Genomic DNA, 13,681 nt, shown 5'->3' on the forward strand with positions numbered 1-13,681 from the left:
AAATGCCGACCTGAATCAAGTGCGCCTGCGCGCAGACGGCGCAGGCGCGCTAACGTTAAACGTTGCGCAGATCTTCCGGCGTATCCACGTCCCGCAGAATCCCGGGGTCGTCGACGTCCAGCCGCATCACCCGCTGCGACATCAACAGCGAGCGTGCGCCCGTGTCGCCGTCGAGTGTCATCAATGCGTCCCGATGCTCGATGCCGAAGCCGACCGGATGGCCGCGCTGCCCCTGGTAAAACGGCGCGACAATCGAAGCGCCGCCATCGAGCGCACGTGCCACCGCTTCGATCGTCGCGGTGGCGATGCGCGGCATGTCAGCGAGCGCGACGATCCAGCCCTCGGCGTCTTCGCTGGCTTCGATGCCCGCGGCGAGGCTCGCGCCCATGCCGCGTTCGGCGTCCGCGGCGAACATGACGTCACAACCGGCGTCGTTCAGGAGGCGCGCAAGGGCGTCCGAGCCTGGCCGCACCACGGCCAGCACGCGGGTGACAACCTTCAGCAGCCGGTGCGCGGCTTCGTGCGCGACCGGCGTGCCGTCGGGCATCTGCGCGAGCAGTTTGTTGTGCTGGCCGTCCGGGTCGAAGCGTGAGCCGAAGCCGGCGGCAAGCAACACGCCAGTAGCGAGCGAGGCGTAGGCCATGGACGGGGACCGGTAGAAAGGATGAGACCGATTGTGCGATGCAACGCATCGGCAGGCAAGCGGCAATCCATCAGCCGAGGTGTGCCGTTGTGCGCGGCAGTGCCCGTACAATGAGCCGCTTACCTCATATCAAAGCGGATCTTCATCGCCATGAAGCGCCTCGACGACAATGCCGCGCTGATCCTGATCGACCTGCAAAAGGGCATTCAGTTTCCGAAGCTCGGCCGCCGCAACAATCCCGACGCCGAACACCATCTCGCGGCCTTGCTCGCCCATTGGCGCGGCAGCGCGCGGCCTGTCGTTCACGTGCGTCACATTTCCCGTGAACCGGACTCGGTATTTTGGCCGGGGCAGAGCGGCGTCGAGTTTCAGACGGCCTTCGAGCCGCAGGATAGTGAGCATGTCGTCGAAAAGAACGTGCCGGATGCGTTTATCGCGAGCGGGCTCGAACGCTGGTTGCGCACGCGGCAGATCGCTCAGGTGGTGATCGCGGGCGTGATCACGAACAACTCGGTCGAAGCTACCGCGCGTACGGCCGGTAACCTCGGCTTCACCACGCTGGTGGCGAGCGACGCAGCCTTCACGTTCGACATGCGCGATCTGAACGGCCGCATGTGGGTGGCCGAAGACGTGCATGCGCTGTCGCTCGCGAACCTCGCGATGGACTACGCGGAAATCGCGACCACCGCCGAGATCCTTGGCCGTGCATCACGCATTTAGCGCCTTCGTCGGACCCACGCATGAGTACGAGCGCATGCACAGGGCGCCGAACCGCCTCACACTTGCATCGTCCCCATCACCTTATCGAGCGTCACCGGCAGATCGCGCACGCGCACGCCGGTCGCGTGATACACCGCATTCGCAATCGCTGCCAGCACCGCGGTGATGCCGATCTCGCCGATGCCGCGCACGCCGAGCGAGTTGATGTAGGGATCAGGCTGATCGATGAACGTGATGTCGAACGAACCGATGTCGGCATTCACCGGCACGTGGTATTCGGCGAGATTCGCGTTGGTGAAGCGACCGTAGCGCGTGTCGAGTGAGCTCTCTTCCTGGAGCGCCGCCCCCACGCCCCACACGATGCCGCCCATCAACTGGCTGCGCGCGGTCTTCGCGTTCAGCACGCGCCCCACGTCATACACACCGACTACGCGTGGCACGCGAATCGTGCCGAGGTCGGCATCGACATGGACTTCGACGAACACGGCACCGAACGAGTGAAACGAATACTTCTGCCTCTCGTCGCCGGGTTTGACCGTCGAAGTGGCTTCGATCGGCTTGCCGCCTGAGCGCGCGATGATCGCCGCGGCCGGATCGCGCTTCGCCGGTTGCGAGCGGCTCATGACCCAGCCATTCTCCACGGTGATGTCGTCGAGCGCGATGCCGTGCACCGGTGAGGCTTCGTCGGCGAGTGCCAATGCGATCAGCTGGCTGCGCGCCTGGGTCGCGGCATCGCGCACCGCCGGCGAGACGCTCGCTGCCGATTGCGAGCCGCCCGATCCCGGCGCTCTCGGCAGCGACGAATCGCCGAGCGCGAAGTGGATGTTTTCCGGCGCGAAGCCGAGTGCGTCGGCGGCGACCTGGGTCATGACGGTGTAAGTGCCGGTGCCGAGATCCTGGGTGCCGGAGGCGACCATTGCGCTGCCGTCCGGCAGAATCCGCGCGACGGCCGCGGCTTCGCTGCGGTTGGCCGGATACGTCGCGGTCGCCATGCCCGTGCCGATCAGCGTGTTGCCGTTGCGCATCGAACGTGGTGCGGCGGTGCGCCGCGACCAGCCGAATTTTTCCGCACCGATCTGATAGCACTCGCGCAGGGACTTGCCCGACCACGGCTTGTTTTCCTGCGGATCGGCATCAGCGTAATTCTTTAGACGCAGCGCGAGCGGGTCCATCTTCAACGCCACGGCGAGTTCGTCCATCGCCGATTCGAGCGCGAACGAACCGGTTGTCTCGCCGGGCGCGCGCATGAAGGTGGGCGTGCCGAGATTCATCGGCACGATCCGGTGCGTCGTGACCTGATTAGGCACCGTGTACAACATGCGCGTGACCATGCAGCAGGTCTCGGTCCAGTCTTCGAACATTGACGTGTTCGAAATACTGTCGTGGCGCATCGCCGTCAACGTGCCGTCGTGCCTCGCGGCAAGCGTGAGATGCTGCTCGGTATGTGGGCGCGCGCCGACCGGCCCGAACATCTGCGGCCGCTCGAGCACGAGCCGCACCGGACGCCCGGTCTGTTTCGCCGCCATCGCGCACAACGACACGTGCGACCAGGACGATCCCTTGCAACCGAAGCCGCCGCCGATAAACGGCGAAATCACGCGCACGTCGACGGGTGACATGCCGAACGTTCTGGCGACCGCCTGCGCCGCATTGCTGACGCCTTGCGTCGAGTCGTAGAGCGTGAGTTGCGGGCCGTCCCAACGCGCCATCGTGGCGTGCGGCTCCATCGGGTTGTGATGCTCGATCGGGGTTGTGTATACGGCGTCGACGTGGACCGTGCCGCTGCGCATGCCGTCCTCGAAGCTGCCACGCTGGGTGTCGGTGATGCGGCCTTGCGGTCTGTCAGGCGCATGTCCGTTCGGCTTCGCCTGCGCGAAGTCGAGTGTCGCGGCGCTGCTCTGATAGATGATGCGCAACTGGCGCGCGGCATCGGTGGCATGTTCGAGCGTATCGGCGACCACCACCGCAACCGGTTCGTTGTTGTAGTGAATCTGGTTGTCCTGCAGCAGAGACAGGCGCCTGCCGGCCGGCGGCGCCAATGCTGGTTTTCCGCCATTCGGCAGGCGCGGCGCGTTCTGATACGTCATCACCAGCAGCACGCCTGGCAATGCCTGCGCGCGGCTCGCATCGATCGACGTGATCGTGCCGTGTGCAATCGTACTGGTGACCAGCACCGCATGCGCGAGCCGTGCCTCGGGGAATTCGGCGGCATAGCGCGCTTCGCCGGTGACTTTCAGCAGACCGTCGATGCGGTCGAGCGGTTGACCGATCAGATTCATGCGACACCTCCGGCACGGCCCGCGGCCTGGTTCACTGCGCGCACGATCGCGCGTTGCGCGAGTTGCACCTTGAAACGATTGTCGTGCTGCGGTCTGGCATCGCGTAACGCGGCGGCAGCGGCGTTGTGCAGCGTCGCCTGTGTGAGCGGCTGGCCGTTGAGCATCTGCTCGGCGACGCTCGCGCGCCAGGGTTTGTGCGCGACGCCACCCAACGCGATACGCGCGGTTTTCACGTGGTCGCCGTCCATCTGCAATGCGGCCGCCACCGAGACCAGCGCGAATGCGTAACTGGCCCGGTCACGCACTTTCAGGTAGTGGGCGTTTGCGCTGAACAAAGGTGGCGGCAAATCGACGGCGGTAATCAACTCACCCGCCTGCAATGTCGTATCGACATCGGGCCGGTCACCGGGAAGCCGATGAAAGTCGGCAAACTGAATGGTCCGCTCGCCCGCGGGGCCACTGACGCGCACGACGGCGTCGAGCGCGGCGAGCGCCACGCTCATGTCCGATGGGTTCACGGCGATGCATTGCGGACTCGCACCGAGAATTGCCTGAGTGCGATTATGGCCTTCGAGCGCTGCGCAACCGCTGCCTGGCATGCGTTTGTTGCACTGCGTGAAGGCTGTGTCGTAAAAGTAGCCGCAGCGGGTGCGTTGCAACAGATTGCCGCCGACCGTCGCCATATTGCGCAGTTGCGGCGAGGCACCGGCCAATAATGCTTGCGAGAGCAACGGGTATTGTTCGCGCACCAGCGCGTGATTGGCGGCATCGCTGTTGCGCACCAGGGCGCCGAGGCGGATGCCGCCGTCCGGCAGCGTGGTGATCGTATCGAGTCCGCTGATGTGCGTGATATCGATGAGCCGCATCGGCCGTGCCACGCCGCCTTTCATCAAGTCGAGCAGGTTGGTGCCGCCGCCGATGAACACCGCTCCCGGTTGCTGCACCGCGCGTACGGCGCCGGCGACATCGCCGGCGCGTTCGTAAGAGATTGCATCCATGCTGGTCGCTCCGTCAGGCGTTGCCGCGGCTATCGGTGCCGTTGCTGCCGGCGCTTGCGCTGTTCTGCCCGCCGCCCCCGTGCACCGCGCGCACCGCCGCGACGATATTCGCATACGCGCCGCAGCGACAAATATTGCCGCTCATGCGTTCGCGGATTTCGTCGTCGGAAAGTTGCGGCGGGCGGCTGCGGACATCGGCGGTCACGGTGCTGGCCGTGCCGTTACGGAATTCGTTCAGCAGGGCAGTCGCGGAACACAACTGCCCGGGCGTACAGTAGCCGCACTGGAACGCATCGTGTTCGATGAAGGCCCGTTGCATCGGACTCAGCACGCCGTTGCTTGCGAGTCCTTCAACCGTCGTGATGTTCTCTCCGTCGTGCATTACGGCGAGCGTCAGGCAGGAATTGATGCGACGGCCGTCGGCGATCACAGTGCATGCGCCGCATTGTCCGCGGTCGCAGCCTTTCTTCGTGCCCATCAGGCCCGCGTACTCGCGCAGCGCATCGAGCAAGGTCACGCGCGGTTCGAGTTGCAGCGTGTAAGCACGGCCGTTGACGGTCAGCGTGACCGGGCGGGCCGGCACCGGTGCATGGACTTCGGCGGGCGGCGGCGCGGCCGGGGTTTGTGTTTGTGCGCGCAGATGCGGCGCCGCGCCGACGGCAGCAGCAGCAGCGGCAGCCGATTGCAGAAAGCGGCGGCGCGACGGTTGGGGTGGGGCGGCGACGTCGCCCGGATCCTGACAGTCATTCTTCGTTGACATGACGGTTTGCTGACTCCATTGAAAGGTCAATGCAGGCATGGCGACATGCGGGTAACCGACGTGCGGGTATCCGACGTGCGGGTAACCGACATGCGGGTAACCGACATGCGGGTATCCGATGCGTCGACATCCGAAACGTCGCGGTCTACCTCATCACAGCAATTTCGGCGCCGTTGCGAATGCAACGATATCTCGACACGCAGCGCAGCTGGATTCACCGTGACCCGGCAGCGAATCAGGGTGAATTGAATCGTGGAGAGCGTAGCCAAAAAATGCAGCGGCGCGCGTCAGCTACCGACGTTGCGCTTAACGAATAGGAAAGTAAATACGCGGAAGTGCCTTCTTTCTAGGTGCAAAAAGAAAGACTGTTTTGCGCGGGACGAGGAGTCCGCTAAATCAGGCGTCGGCCCAGCGGCGCAGCAGATTGTGATAAATACCGGTGAGACTTACCACGGTTGCATCGTTCGAACCTTTTTCGGCGGCGAGGCGCTGTACGTCGTTGTCGAGTTGAAACAGCATGGTGCGTTCGCCGTCGTCGCGTACCATGCTCTGAATCCAGAAAAACGACGCGACCCGCACGCCACGCGTCACCGGGCTCACGTGATGCAGGCTCGAAGCCGGGTAGAGCACCATGTCGCCGGCCGGCAGCTTCGAGCGATGCACGCCGTAGGTGTCTTCGATGCGGAGTTCGCCGCCGTCGTAGGTATCCGGTTCAGCGAGAAATAGCGTGGCCGACAGATCGCTGCGGATACGGAAGTCGGTGCCGCGCAACTGGCGGATCGCGTTGTCCACATGCGTGCCGAAACCGTCGCCGCCTGCGTAGCGGTTAAAGAGCGGCGGAAAGACTTTCAGCGGTAATGCCGCGGAAAAGAAGCGCGGATTGCGGCCGAGCGCGTCCTGAATCGCATCGCCCACCGCACGCGCGGCGGGGGATCCTTCGGGCAATTGCTGGTTGCGCTTGGCCTGCGCCGACTGTTCGCCGGAAGTCGCATTGCCGTCGATCCATGGCGCCGCGTCGAGAACTTTGCGGCATTGCGCGACCTGTTGTTTGCTGAGTACGCCTTGCAGATGCAGCATCATGCGCGTGACTCCTGAACCAGGGGCATCATCGCGCCTGCAGCGGTGCTTGTGTTCTTGCCTGGATCCGTGCCCGGAACCGCGCTTCTATTCACCCCTTGGTTCATGCCCGGCCCCGAGTTTCCGTGTGTGCCTGGATCCGGGCTCATATTCGCCGCTATGTGCGCGCGTATGCCTGCATTCAGGTCTTCAGCCAGTGCACGAAAGGCACCGACCGGAGAAGCGGCAAGCCACGTCTGCATCTTCGCGATGAACGCTGTTGTTGCCGAATGCGGCACACGTCGCAACCATTCAAGCGCGGCGTCGATCTCGCCGCGCCCCGCCAGTAGCCGGGCATAGTTGAACTGGCCGCGGAAGTCACCGCCCACCGCTGCGCGCCGGTAATAGTCGAGCGCAATGCTTGCGTCGGCATCGACTTCCCAACCGTCTTCGTAAAAACTGCCGATAAAATTGATCGACTTCACGTGACCCATTTCGGCGGCGCGCCGGAACCACTGCAACGCCTGCGCACGATCGCACTCCACACCGTTGCCGAGCGCCAGCGCCGACGCATAGTTATACATGCCCCAGTCGAGTCCCGCCTGCGCCGCGAGCCGGTACCAGTAGACCGCCACCGGCGCGCACGCGGTGGTTCCCCAACCGTGTTCGTAGCACCGGCCCAACATGTTCATCGCCATCGGATGATCGTGCCGGGCTGCATGCTTGAACCAGGTCAACGCTTCTTCGGCATTGCGCTCTACGCCGTGACCATCGAGCAGATACTGACCGTACACCGCCTGCGCTTCGACGATGCCGTTGTGCGCCGCTGCCGCCACCCATGCGGCGGCTTTGGCGGGCGGCCCGGAGAGAATTGCGGTGAGCTCGTCATGCGACACGCTCGCCAGCGCCTTCAGCGTCACCTGTTCCATCGTGCCGTGCTTAGTAATGCGCGTTGAGCGTCAGGAAGGCGGAACGGCCGGCTGCGATCGACGCGTAATGCGCCGGATACGCCTGGTCGTAATACGTCCGGTTGAAGATGTTCTGCACGTTCAGTTGCAGATCGACCTTCTTGTTGATCCGGTACGTCGCCATGCCGTCGAAACGCCAGTACGACGGCACCGCGCGCAGATTCGCCGTGTCGCCGTACACCTGCGACATGTAGAACGCGCCGCCGCCGATCGTGAACTTCGGCAGGACGTCGTAGTTGGTCCACAGGCTGATGCTGTTCTTCGGCGTGTTCGGGAACTGATGGCCGTTATCCGAGGTGGTCTTGCCGTTGTCGCGCAACTGGCTCTTCATGTACGTGTAGCCGCCGAACACTTGCCACTTGTTCGTCAACTGACCGGCCACGCCGAATTCGAAGCCTTGCACGCGCTTGTTGCCGACCATCGCGTACTCGTTGTTCGGCAGCGTGACCCGTGCGTTGGTCGTGTCGATCTGGAACAGCGCGCCCGTCAGCGAGAGGTGGTTGTTCAGCACGTTCCACTTGGTGCCGAGTTCGACGCTGCGGTTTTTCTCCGGGGCGAGTTGATCCGCGTTCGCACCGACACCGCCACGGCCCGGCGTCAACGATTGCGTTTCGCTGCCCTGGCCGAGCAGGGCGCCGGCCGGCGTCGACGAGGTCGCGATCGACGCATACACGCTGCCGTTCGAAGCCGGTTTGAAGACGAGGCCGAACTGGTAGTTGAACAGCGTGTCGTCGCGCGAGGTGCGCTTGATGCCGGTGGTAGCCGCGTTGGCCACCGTGTTGCGGAAATCGGTCGAGTAATCGTCGACGCGCAAACCGATGTTGGCCTGCCAGCGTTTGGTGAGTTCGATCGTATCGAACGCATACAGCGATTTGGTGGTGGTGCGCTGCTCGCTCGGGTCGTTTGCCTGGCTCACCGAACCGGCCCACGGGTCGTTCGGATTCGGCGACCACAGGCTCGTGCAGTTATAGCCCGACGCCGCGCCGATACCCTTGGTTTTGCAGACTGCGCCGGTCGCCGCTGCTACGGCGTATGAATCGTTCACGCTGGTTTCGCGCGACAGTTCGAGGCCGGTGGTGAAGCTGTGCTTCAGGAAACCGGTCTTGAATTCGCCGAACAGCTCGGTCTGGTTCGCGAGGCTGTAGACGTCGCTGGCACGCGTATTCGCGCGGCGCCACACCATGCCGTTGACGACGTTGCCCTGGCTGTCGTCCGGTTGCGTCCAGATGTAGTCCTGGGTGGACTTCGTATAACGCGTGGTGTTGCGGATCGTCAGATTGCTATTGATGTCGTGTTCGATGCGCACCGTGCCGACGTCCGAGGTTGTCTTGCGGAAGTCGCGGTCGATCAGGCCGTAAAAATTGTGGCGGTCCACATTGGCCGGATAGATCGTGTCGACGTTGGCCGGCTTGTTGGTGGTTGTGTAGAAGTACGGAATACCGCTGTCGGGCAGATCGTCGGTCGAGAGGTGGTAGTAGCTCGCCGTGACGCGGGTCGGCGTGCCGAGGCCGTAGGTGAACGACGGCGCGATGCCCCAGCGCTCGTTGTTGACCGCGTCGCGGCCGGGCACGTCGTTGTTGTGGCTCATCACGTTCAGGCGGAAGGCTGCGTGATCGGCCACTTGCCAGTTGCCGTCGGCGGTGAAGCGGCGATAGCGGTCGGTGCCGAGGCCCGCGTTGCCATCGGCGGAATTGCCCAGATGCGGCGTCTTGGTGATCAGGTTGATGCTGCCGCCCGCGCCGCCGCGGCCGCCGTAGGCGCCGTCCGAACCCTTGGTCACTTCGACGCTTTCGATATTGAACACTTCACGGGTGGTCGCGCCGATGTCGCGCATGCCGTCGACGAAGGTGCTGCCCTGGGCGTCGTAGCCGCGAATAAACGGACGGTCGCCGAGAGGATTGCCGCCTTCGCCGGCACCGAAGGTGATGCCCGGCACCGTGCGCAGCGCTTCCGTCAGCGTCGAGGCGCCCGTGCTTTTGATCAACTCCTGCGGAATCACGGTCACCGACTTCGGCGTATCGACCAGCGGCGCGGTGAATTTGACCGAGGCCGAGTGATCGGTTTTGAAGCCGTCGTCCGACTGGCCTTGTACGGCGATCGGCGCGAGCTGGCTTTCCTTGTCGGGCGGCGCCGTACCGGCCGTGCCTTGCGCGAGGGCGGGGCCGGCCGCCAACATGCTGCACAACGTCGTGCTGATTTTGCCGAGCTTCGGTTCGTCGGACCGCAACTTCATTTTTATCCCCGTCGATGAGTGCTGGTGACCGGGTGAACAACGCATTTCTTACCCGGGTATTCCATATTTATTACAAAGTGTTTTCGGCGTGCATTCTATGCAATCCGACTGTAATTGAGAAGCGTTCGCATCAAAAATCTCTAGACACGACATTGGAATTCGCATGCCAATGAATCTGATTGACGGTCGTATCGACGAAGATGGGCGGGGAAGGGGTGGACTTAGCGACTTGCGGGGGAGTGAATGTAAAGTCGTGCGTGCCGTCGCACGAGCGGCCCTTGCAGCGCGTGATGCGCCACTTCTGATCAAAGGGCGTGCTGTTCCTCGCTCGATTTCTTATCGTGCCGCCAACTCGGCCAGCGTCTCCCGCAGCCACACAAGCGCCGGATCGGCCTGATTGCGTGGATGCCATCCCGCGTACAACGTGAAGCCGCGCGCGTCGAATGGCAGCGTAAAGAGATCGAGCTGATCGACGTAGCGTGCCGCGAAGCGCGACGGCAGTGTCGAAACATAGTTGGTTTTCGACAGCAACTCTGGCACCAGGGTGAAGTGCTGGACCGATAACGCGACGTGCCGCTTGCGGCCGAGTTCGTCGAGGTGCTCGTCCATGAAGCCGTGAAAGCTGCCGCCGCTGGTCGACACCAGGACGTGATCGAGCGTGCAGTAGATGTCGAGATCGAGCGGTGCGGTGCCGCGCGGATGGCCCTTGCGCTGGACGAACACGAAATGATCGTCATAGAGTTTGCGGGCTTTCATCGACGGCGGAATCATCCGGTCGGAACCGAGCAGCAGGTCGATCTCGCCGCTTTCGAGCCGCGACGCGGCGGTGGGCTGATCGCCTATTACGAACGCCACGCGCACACCCGGCCCGGCAGAAGTCGGCAAGCACTCCATCAGGCGCATGCCGAGCACCACGGTGGCGTTGTCGTGCGCGGCGATCACGAAGCGCCGTGTGTCGGTCAGTGGATCGAAGGCCGACTGGTGGCGCACCACCACTTCGAGATTCTTCAACGCTGCATGAAGCGGCGCCATCAGCTCCAGCGCCCGGGCCGTGCGCGTCATGCCGCGGCCGGTTTCGGCGGGCAGCAGCAGCGGATCGCCGAAGATCTGCCGCAAGCGCGCGAGTTGTGTGGAGACGGCCGGTTGTGTCAGATGCAGCCGCTCGGCCGCACGCGTGACGTTCGACTCGGCGAGCAGTGCGTCAAGCGAAACCAGCAGATTCAAATCGATGTCGCGTAGATCAACCATGTTGATGGGTCGCATATGAGTAATTGATTTCAAGAATACGTACCGCGCTCCTATAGTTCAACCACCGAAACGAACTGAGGAACATCAACATGAAAGCCTGGATGCTCGATGAACCCGGCAAGCCGCTGGCCTTGCGCGACGTGAGCCAACCGCAGCCGCGCCGCAATGCCGTGCTGGTGCGGATGGAGGCGGTGCCGCTGTTGAGTTACACGCGCGACTATGTCGAAGGGAAGTTAGGGTATGCATGCCCGCCGGGACCGTTTTCGCCGGGTACCAATGGGGTTGGCCGGATCGTCGCGGTCGGCGAGGGCGTGGTGGCGTTTCGCGCCGGTCAGCGGGTCGCCGTGAATCCGTACTGGATTGCCGACGAAACGGTGCGCGAGCCGGCGCAAGCGCTGATAGGGCTCACCGCGATTAGCGCCGACAGCGGTGCGCTGCTGGCTGAGTTTCCGCACGGCACCTTGCGCGAAATGGCCGAATTCCCGGCTTCGACGCTGATCGCGCTGGACGGTCTGGACGAGATCGATGCCGCACGTCTCGCGGTGCTGGGCAAATTCTCGGTGCCGTTCGGTGGTCTGCGACGCGGCCGTCTGTCAGCGGGCGAAACAGTGGTGGTCAACGGCGCGGGCGGCTACTTCGGCTCGGCGGCCGTACTGACGGCGTTGGCCCTCGGCGCAAGCAAGGTCGTCGCGCTCGGCCGGCGCTTCGCGCCACTGCAGGCCTTGGTCGAGCAAGGCCGTGGGCGGATGGTGCCCGTCGTGCTGACTGGCGACGCCGCGCAAGATACCGCGGCGATTCGCGCCGCAAGCGGTGGCGGCGCGGACCTCGCGTTCGACATGGTCGGGCAGGCCACCGACGCAAACGCAACCCTGGCCGCATTGCGCAGCCTGCGCCGCGGCGGCCGGCTTGTGCTGATGGGCAGCATGCAAGTGGACTTGCCGATTACGTACCGGGAGATGTTGCTGAACAACTGGGAATTGATCGGCCACTTCATGTACACGCGCGCCGACTACCTCGCGCTGGTTTCGCTGGTGGCGTCGGGGCAGATTCCGCTCGATGCGGTCGAATTGAAGTCGTATCCATTTGCCGAACTGGAGGCGGCAATCGACGCAGCCGGCCGTATGTCGGGTCTGCAATGCACGGTGGTGGAAGGCCAGTCCCGCGCGGCGTGGGGTTGAGCACGCCGCGCGGCGTGATCAGTCGGGAGCCCGCTCCGGATGGCGAAGGCGCGAATGATTGCGACCGTAGATTCCATAGATGACGAGTCCGATCACGAGCCAGACGAAGAGCCGTAACCACGTGATGAGCGGCAGCCCGGCCATCAGCAGCAGGCAAAACAGGATCCCGAGGATCGGGATCACCGGCACGCCCGGCGCGCGGAACGGCCTCGCGGCGTCCGCGTCGCTGCGGCGTAGATAGATCACGGCGCCGCAGACGAGAATGAATGCGAACAGGGTGCCGATGCTGACCATCTCGCCCAACACGTTGATCGGCGTGAACGCCGCCACGATCGCAACGATGGTGCCAATCATCATCTGGCTCAGATGGGGTGTTTGCAGACGCGGGTGGACTCGCGCGAACAGGTGCGGCAGGAGGCCGTCCTGTGACATCGTGAAGAAGATGCGGCTCTGGCCATACAGCAGCACGAGGATCACGGTCGTCAAGCCGGTCAGCGCGCCGATCTTGATGAGCACGGAAAACCAGGTGACGCCGATCACATCGACACCCTTCGCGATCGGATCCGGGACGTTGAGCTCGGCATAGGGCACGAGTCCGGTCAGCACGCCGGCGACCGCAATGTAGAGCACCGTGCAGATCACCAGTGAGCCAAGAATGCCAATCGGCATGTCGATTTGCGGCTTGCGTGCCTCCTGGGCCGCGGTGGACACCGCATCGAAGCCAATGAAAGCGAAGAATACGACGGCCGATCCGCGCAGAATGCCACTCACACCGAAATTACCGAATTCGCCGGTATTCTGCGGAATGAACGGATGCCAGTTGGTCGGATGCACAAAAAAGGCGCCGATGGCGATGAACGCTACCACCACGGTCAGTTTGATCGCCACCATGATGTTATTGAGCCGCGCCGACTCCTTGGTGCCGAGCACGAGCAAGGTGGTCAGCACGGCGATAATGAAGACCGCTGGCAAATTGACGACGCCGGCCACCATGCTGCCATCGGCGAGCTTCACCGTGGTGCCGGGTGCAGCCGCCATGGTCGGCGGAATGTTAATCCCGACGTTGTGCAACAGGCTCACGATATAGCCTGACCAGCCGACCGCAACGGTCGCCGCGCCCATCGCATACTCGAGAATCAAGTCCCAGCCGATGATCCACGCGAACAACTCGCCGAGCGTGGCATAGGTATAGGTATAACTGGAGCCGCAAACGGGCAGCATGGCAGCCAGTTCGGAGTAGCAGAGTCCGACAAAGGCGCAGGCAATCCCGCCGAGGACGAAAGAAAGAATGATGCTCGGCCCCGCAAAATTGGCCGCGGCCGTGCCGGTCAGAACAAAGATGCCGGCGCCGATGATGGCGCCGATACCCATCGCCGTGATGCTGATCGCGCCCAGCGACTTCGACAACTGGCGTTCACCGCCCTCCGCGCTTGCGACAATATCCGCGACGGATTTGCGCGCCATATAACTCGTGTCGGCCATGATGAGTCGTCCAGTTCGTATGTTGGTGAATCCGGAATCAGATCGATTCGTGACGCACTGCAATAAGCGACTGCTGTTAAGGCGACTGCTTTTAAGGCAACTGACACGGTTGATGT

Annotated in this window: 10 protein-coding genes and 1 pseudogene; 2 read left to right on the top strand and 9 right to left on the bottom strand. The window is 63.4% G+C overall.

What is annotated here, in order from left to right; all coding sequences use genetic code 11:
* Nucleotides 1–55: 55 nt before the first annotated feature.
* Nucleotides 56–643, bottom strand: a complete 588-nt coding sequence (locus KHO31_RS28085; protein WP_201083296.1) for a nucleotidyltransferase family protein — start codon at nucleotides 641–643, stop codon at nucleotides 56–58.
* Nucleotides 644–793: 150 nt separating this feature from the next.
* Between KHO31_RS28085 and KHO31_RS28090 the strand changes: the two genes are divergently transcribed.
* Nucleotides 794–1,363, top strand: coding sequence for a cysteine hydrolase family protein (locus tag KHO31_RS28090; RefSeq protein ID WP_201083294.1), 570 nt, complete (start codon nucleotides 794–796; stop codon nucleotides 1,361–1,363).
* A 56-nt stretch (nucleotides 1,364–1,419) separates the two neighbouring features.
* Here the strand turns inward: KHO31_RS28090 and KHO31_RS28095 are convergent, their stop codons facing one another.
* The 7 genes and pseudogenes from KHO31_RS28095 to KHO31_RS28125 all read right to left on the bottom strand — a co-directional run bounded on the left by KHO31_RS28095 (nucleotide 1,420) and on the right by KHO31_RS28125 (nucleotide 10,905).
* Nucleotides 1,420–3,642 (bottom strand): xanthine dehydrogenase family protein molybdopterin-binding subunit, encoded by a 2,223-nt coding sequence (locus KHO31_RS28095; RefSeq protein WP_201083292.1) that lies wholly within the window; start codon nucleotides 3,640–3,642, stop codon nucleotides 1,420–1,422.
* Nucleotides 3,639–4,640 carry an FAD binding domain-containing protein gene (locus KHO31_RS28100; RefSeq protein WP_201083290.1) on the bottom strand — a complete coding sequence of 334 codons (1,002 nt, stop codon included), beginning with the start codon at nucleotides 4,638–4,640 and terminating at the stop codon, nucleotides 3,639–3,641. The genes KHO31_RS28095 and KHO31_RS28100 overlap by 4 nt, the downstream gene beginning before the upstream one ends.
* Nucleotides 4,641–4,653: 13 nt before the next feature.
* Nucleotides 4,654–5,400, bottom strand: coding sequence for a 2Fe-2S iron-sulfur cluster-binding protein (locus KHO31_RS28105; protein WP_201083288.1), 747 nt, complete (start codon nucleotides 5,398–5,400; stop codon nucleotides 4,654–4,656).
* Nucleotides 5,401–5,796: 396 nt separating this feature from the next.
* Nucleotides 5,797–6,480: a Fe2+-dependent dioxygenase gene (locus tag KHO31_RS28110; protein WP_201086633.1), complete on the bottom strand. Its 684-nt coding sequence runs from the start codon at nucleotides 6,478–6,480 to the stop codon at nucleotides 5,797–5,799.
* A 179-nt stretch (nucleotides 6,481–6,659) separates the two neighbouring features.
* A pseudogene (locus KHO31_RS28115) lies at nucleotides 6,660–7,385 on the bottom strand (tetratricopeptide repeat protein); the annotation flags it as partial.
* Nucleotides 7,386–7,395: 10 nt separating this feature from the next.
* Complete coding sequence (locus KHO31_RS28120) at nucleotides 7,396–9,657, bottom strand: TonB-dependent receptor (RefSeq protein WP_201086635.1); 2,262 nt, start codon at nucleotides 9,655–9,657, stop codon at nucleotides 7,396–7,398.
* Nucleotides 9,658–9,993: 336 nt separating this feature from the next.
* Nucleotides 9,994–10,905, bottom strand: coding sequence for a LysR family transcriptional regulator (locus KHO31_RS28125; RefSeq protein ID WP_201086636.1), 912 nt, complete (start codon nucleotides 10,903–10,905; stop codon nucleotides 9,994–9,996).
* Between the two features lie 89 nt (nucleotides 10,906–10,994).
* On the opposite strand from KHO31_RS28125, the gene KHO31_RS28130 reads away from it, so the two are divergent.
* The gene (locus tag KHO31_RS28130) at nucleotides 10,995–12,083 is read left to right on the top strand and encodes a zinc-binding dehydrogenase (protein ID WP_201083279.1); all 1,089 of its coding nucleotides are present in this window, start codon (nucleotides 10,995–10,997) and stop codon (nucleotides 12,081–12,083) included.
* 18 nt (nucleotides 12,084–12,101) lie between these two features.
* Here KHO31_RS28130 and KHO31_RS28135 read toward each other — a convergent pair whose 3' ends face one another.
* Nucleotides 12,102–13,565, bottom strand: coding sequence for an amino acid permease (locus tag KHO31_RS28135; RefSeq protein ID WP_201086637.1), 1,464 nt, complete (start codon nucleotides 13,563–13,565; stop codon nucleotides 12,102–12,104).
* Between the last annotated feature and the right edge of the window lie 116 nt (nucleotides 13,566–13,681).

The organism is Paraburkholderia domus (genome assembly GCF_905220705.1).
GTDB lineage: Bacteria > Pseudomonadota > Gammaproteobacteria > Burkholderiales > Burkholderiaceae > Paraburkholderia > Paraburkholderia domus.

What these genes read in the sequence shown, in the direction of transcription:
- KHO31_RS28085 (WP_201083296.1), bottom strand. Translation starts at nt 643, where the DNA reads ATGGCCTACGCCTCGCTCGCTACTGGCGTGTTGCTTGCCGCCGGCTTC.
- KHO31_RS28090 (WP_201083294.1), top strand. Translation starts at nt 794, where the DNA reads ATGAAGCGCCTCGACGACAATGCCGCGCTGATCCTGATCGACCTGCAA.
- KHO31_RS28095 (WP_201083292.1), bottom strand. Translation starts at nt 3,642, where the DNA reads ATGAATCTGATCGGTCAACCGCTCGACCGCATCGACGGTCTGCTGAAA.
- KHO31_RS28100 (WP_201083290.1), bottom strand. Translation starts at nt 4,640, where the DNA reads ATGGATGCAATCTCTTACGAACGCGCCGGCGATGTCGCCGGCGCCGTA.
- KHO31_RS28105 (WP_201083288.1), bottom strand. Translation starts at nt 5,400, where the DNA reads ATGTCAACGAAGAATGACTGTCAGGATCCGGGCGACGTCGCCGCCCCA.
- KHO31_RS28110 (WP_201086633.1), bottom strand. Translation starts at nt 6,480, where the DNA reads ATGATGCTGCATCTGCAAGGCGTACTCAGCAAACAACAGGTCGCGCAA.
- KHO31_RS28120 (WP_201086635.1), bottom strand. Translation starts at nt 9,657, where the DNA reads ATGAAGTTGCGGTCCGACGAACCGAAGCTCGGCAAAATCAGCACGACG.
- KHO31_RS28125 (WP_201086636.1), bottom strand. Translation starts at nt 10,905, where the DNA reads ATGGTTGATCTACGCGACATCGATTTGAATCTGCTGGTTTCGCTTGAC.
- KHO31_RS28130 (WP_201083279.1), top strand. Translation starts at nt 10,995, where the DNA reads ATGAAAGCCTGGATGCTCGATGAACCCGGCAAGCCGCTGGCCTTGCGC.
- KHO31_RS28135 (WP_201086637.1), bottom strand. Translation starts at nt 13,565, where the DNA reads ATGGCCGACACGAGTTATATGGCGCGCAAATCCGTCGCGGATATTGTC.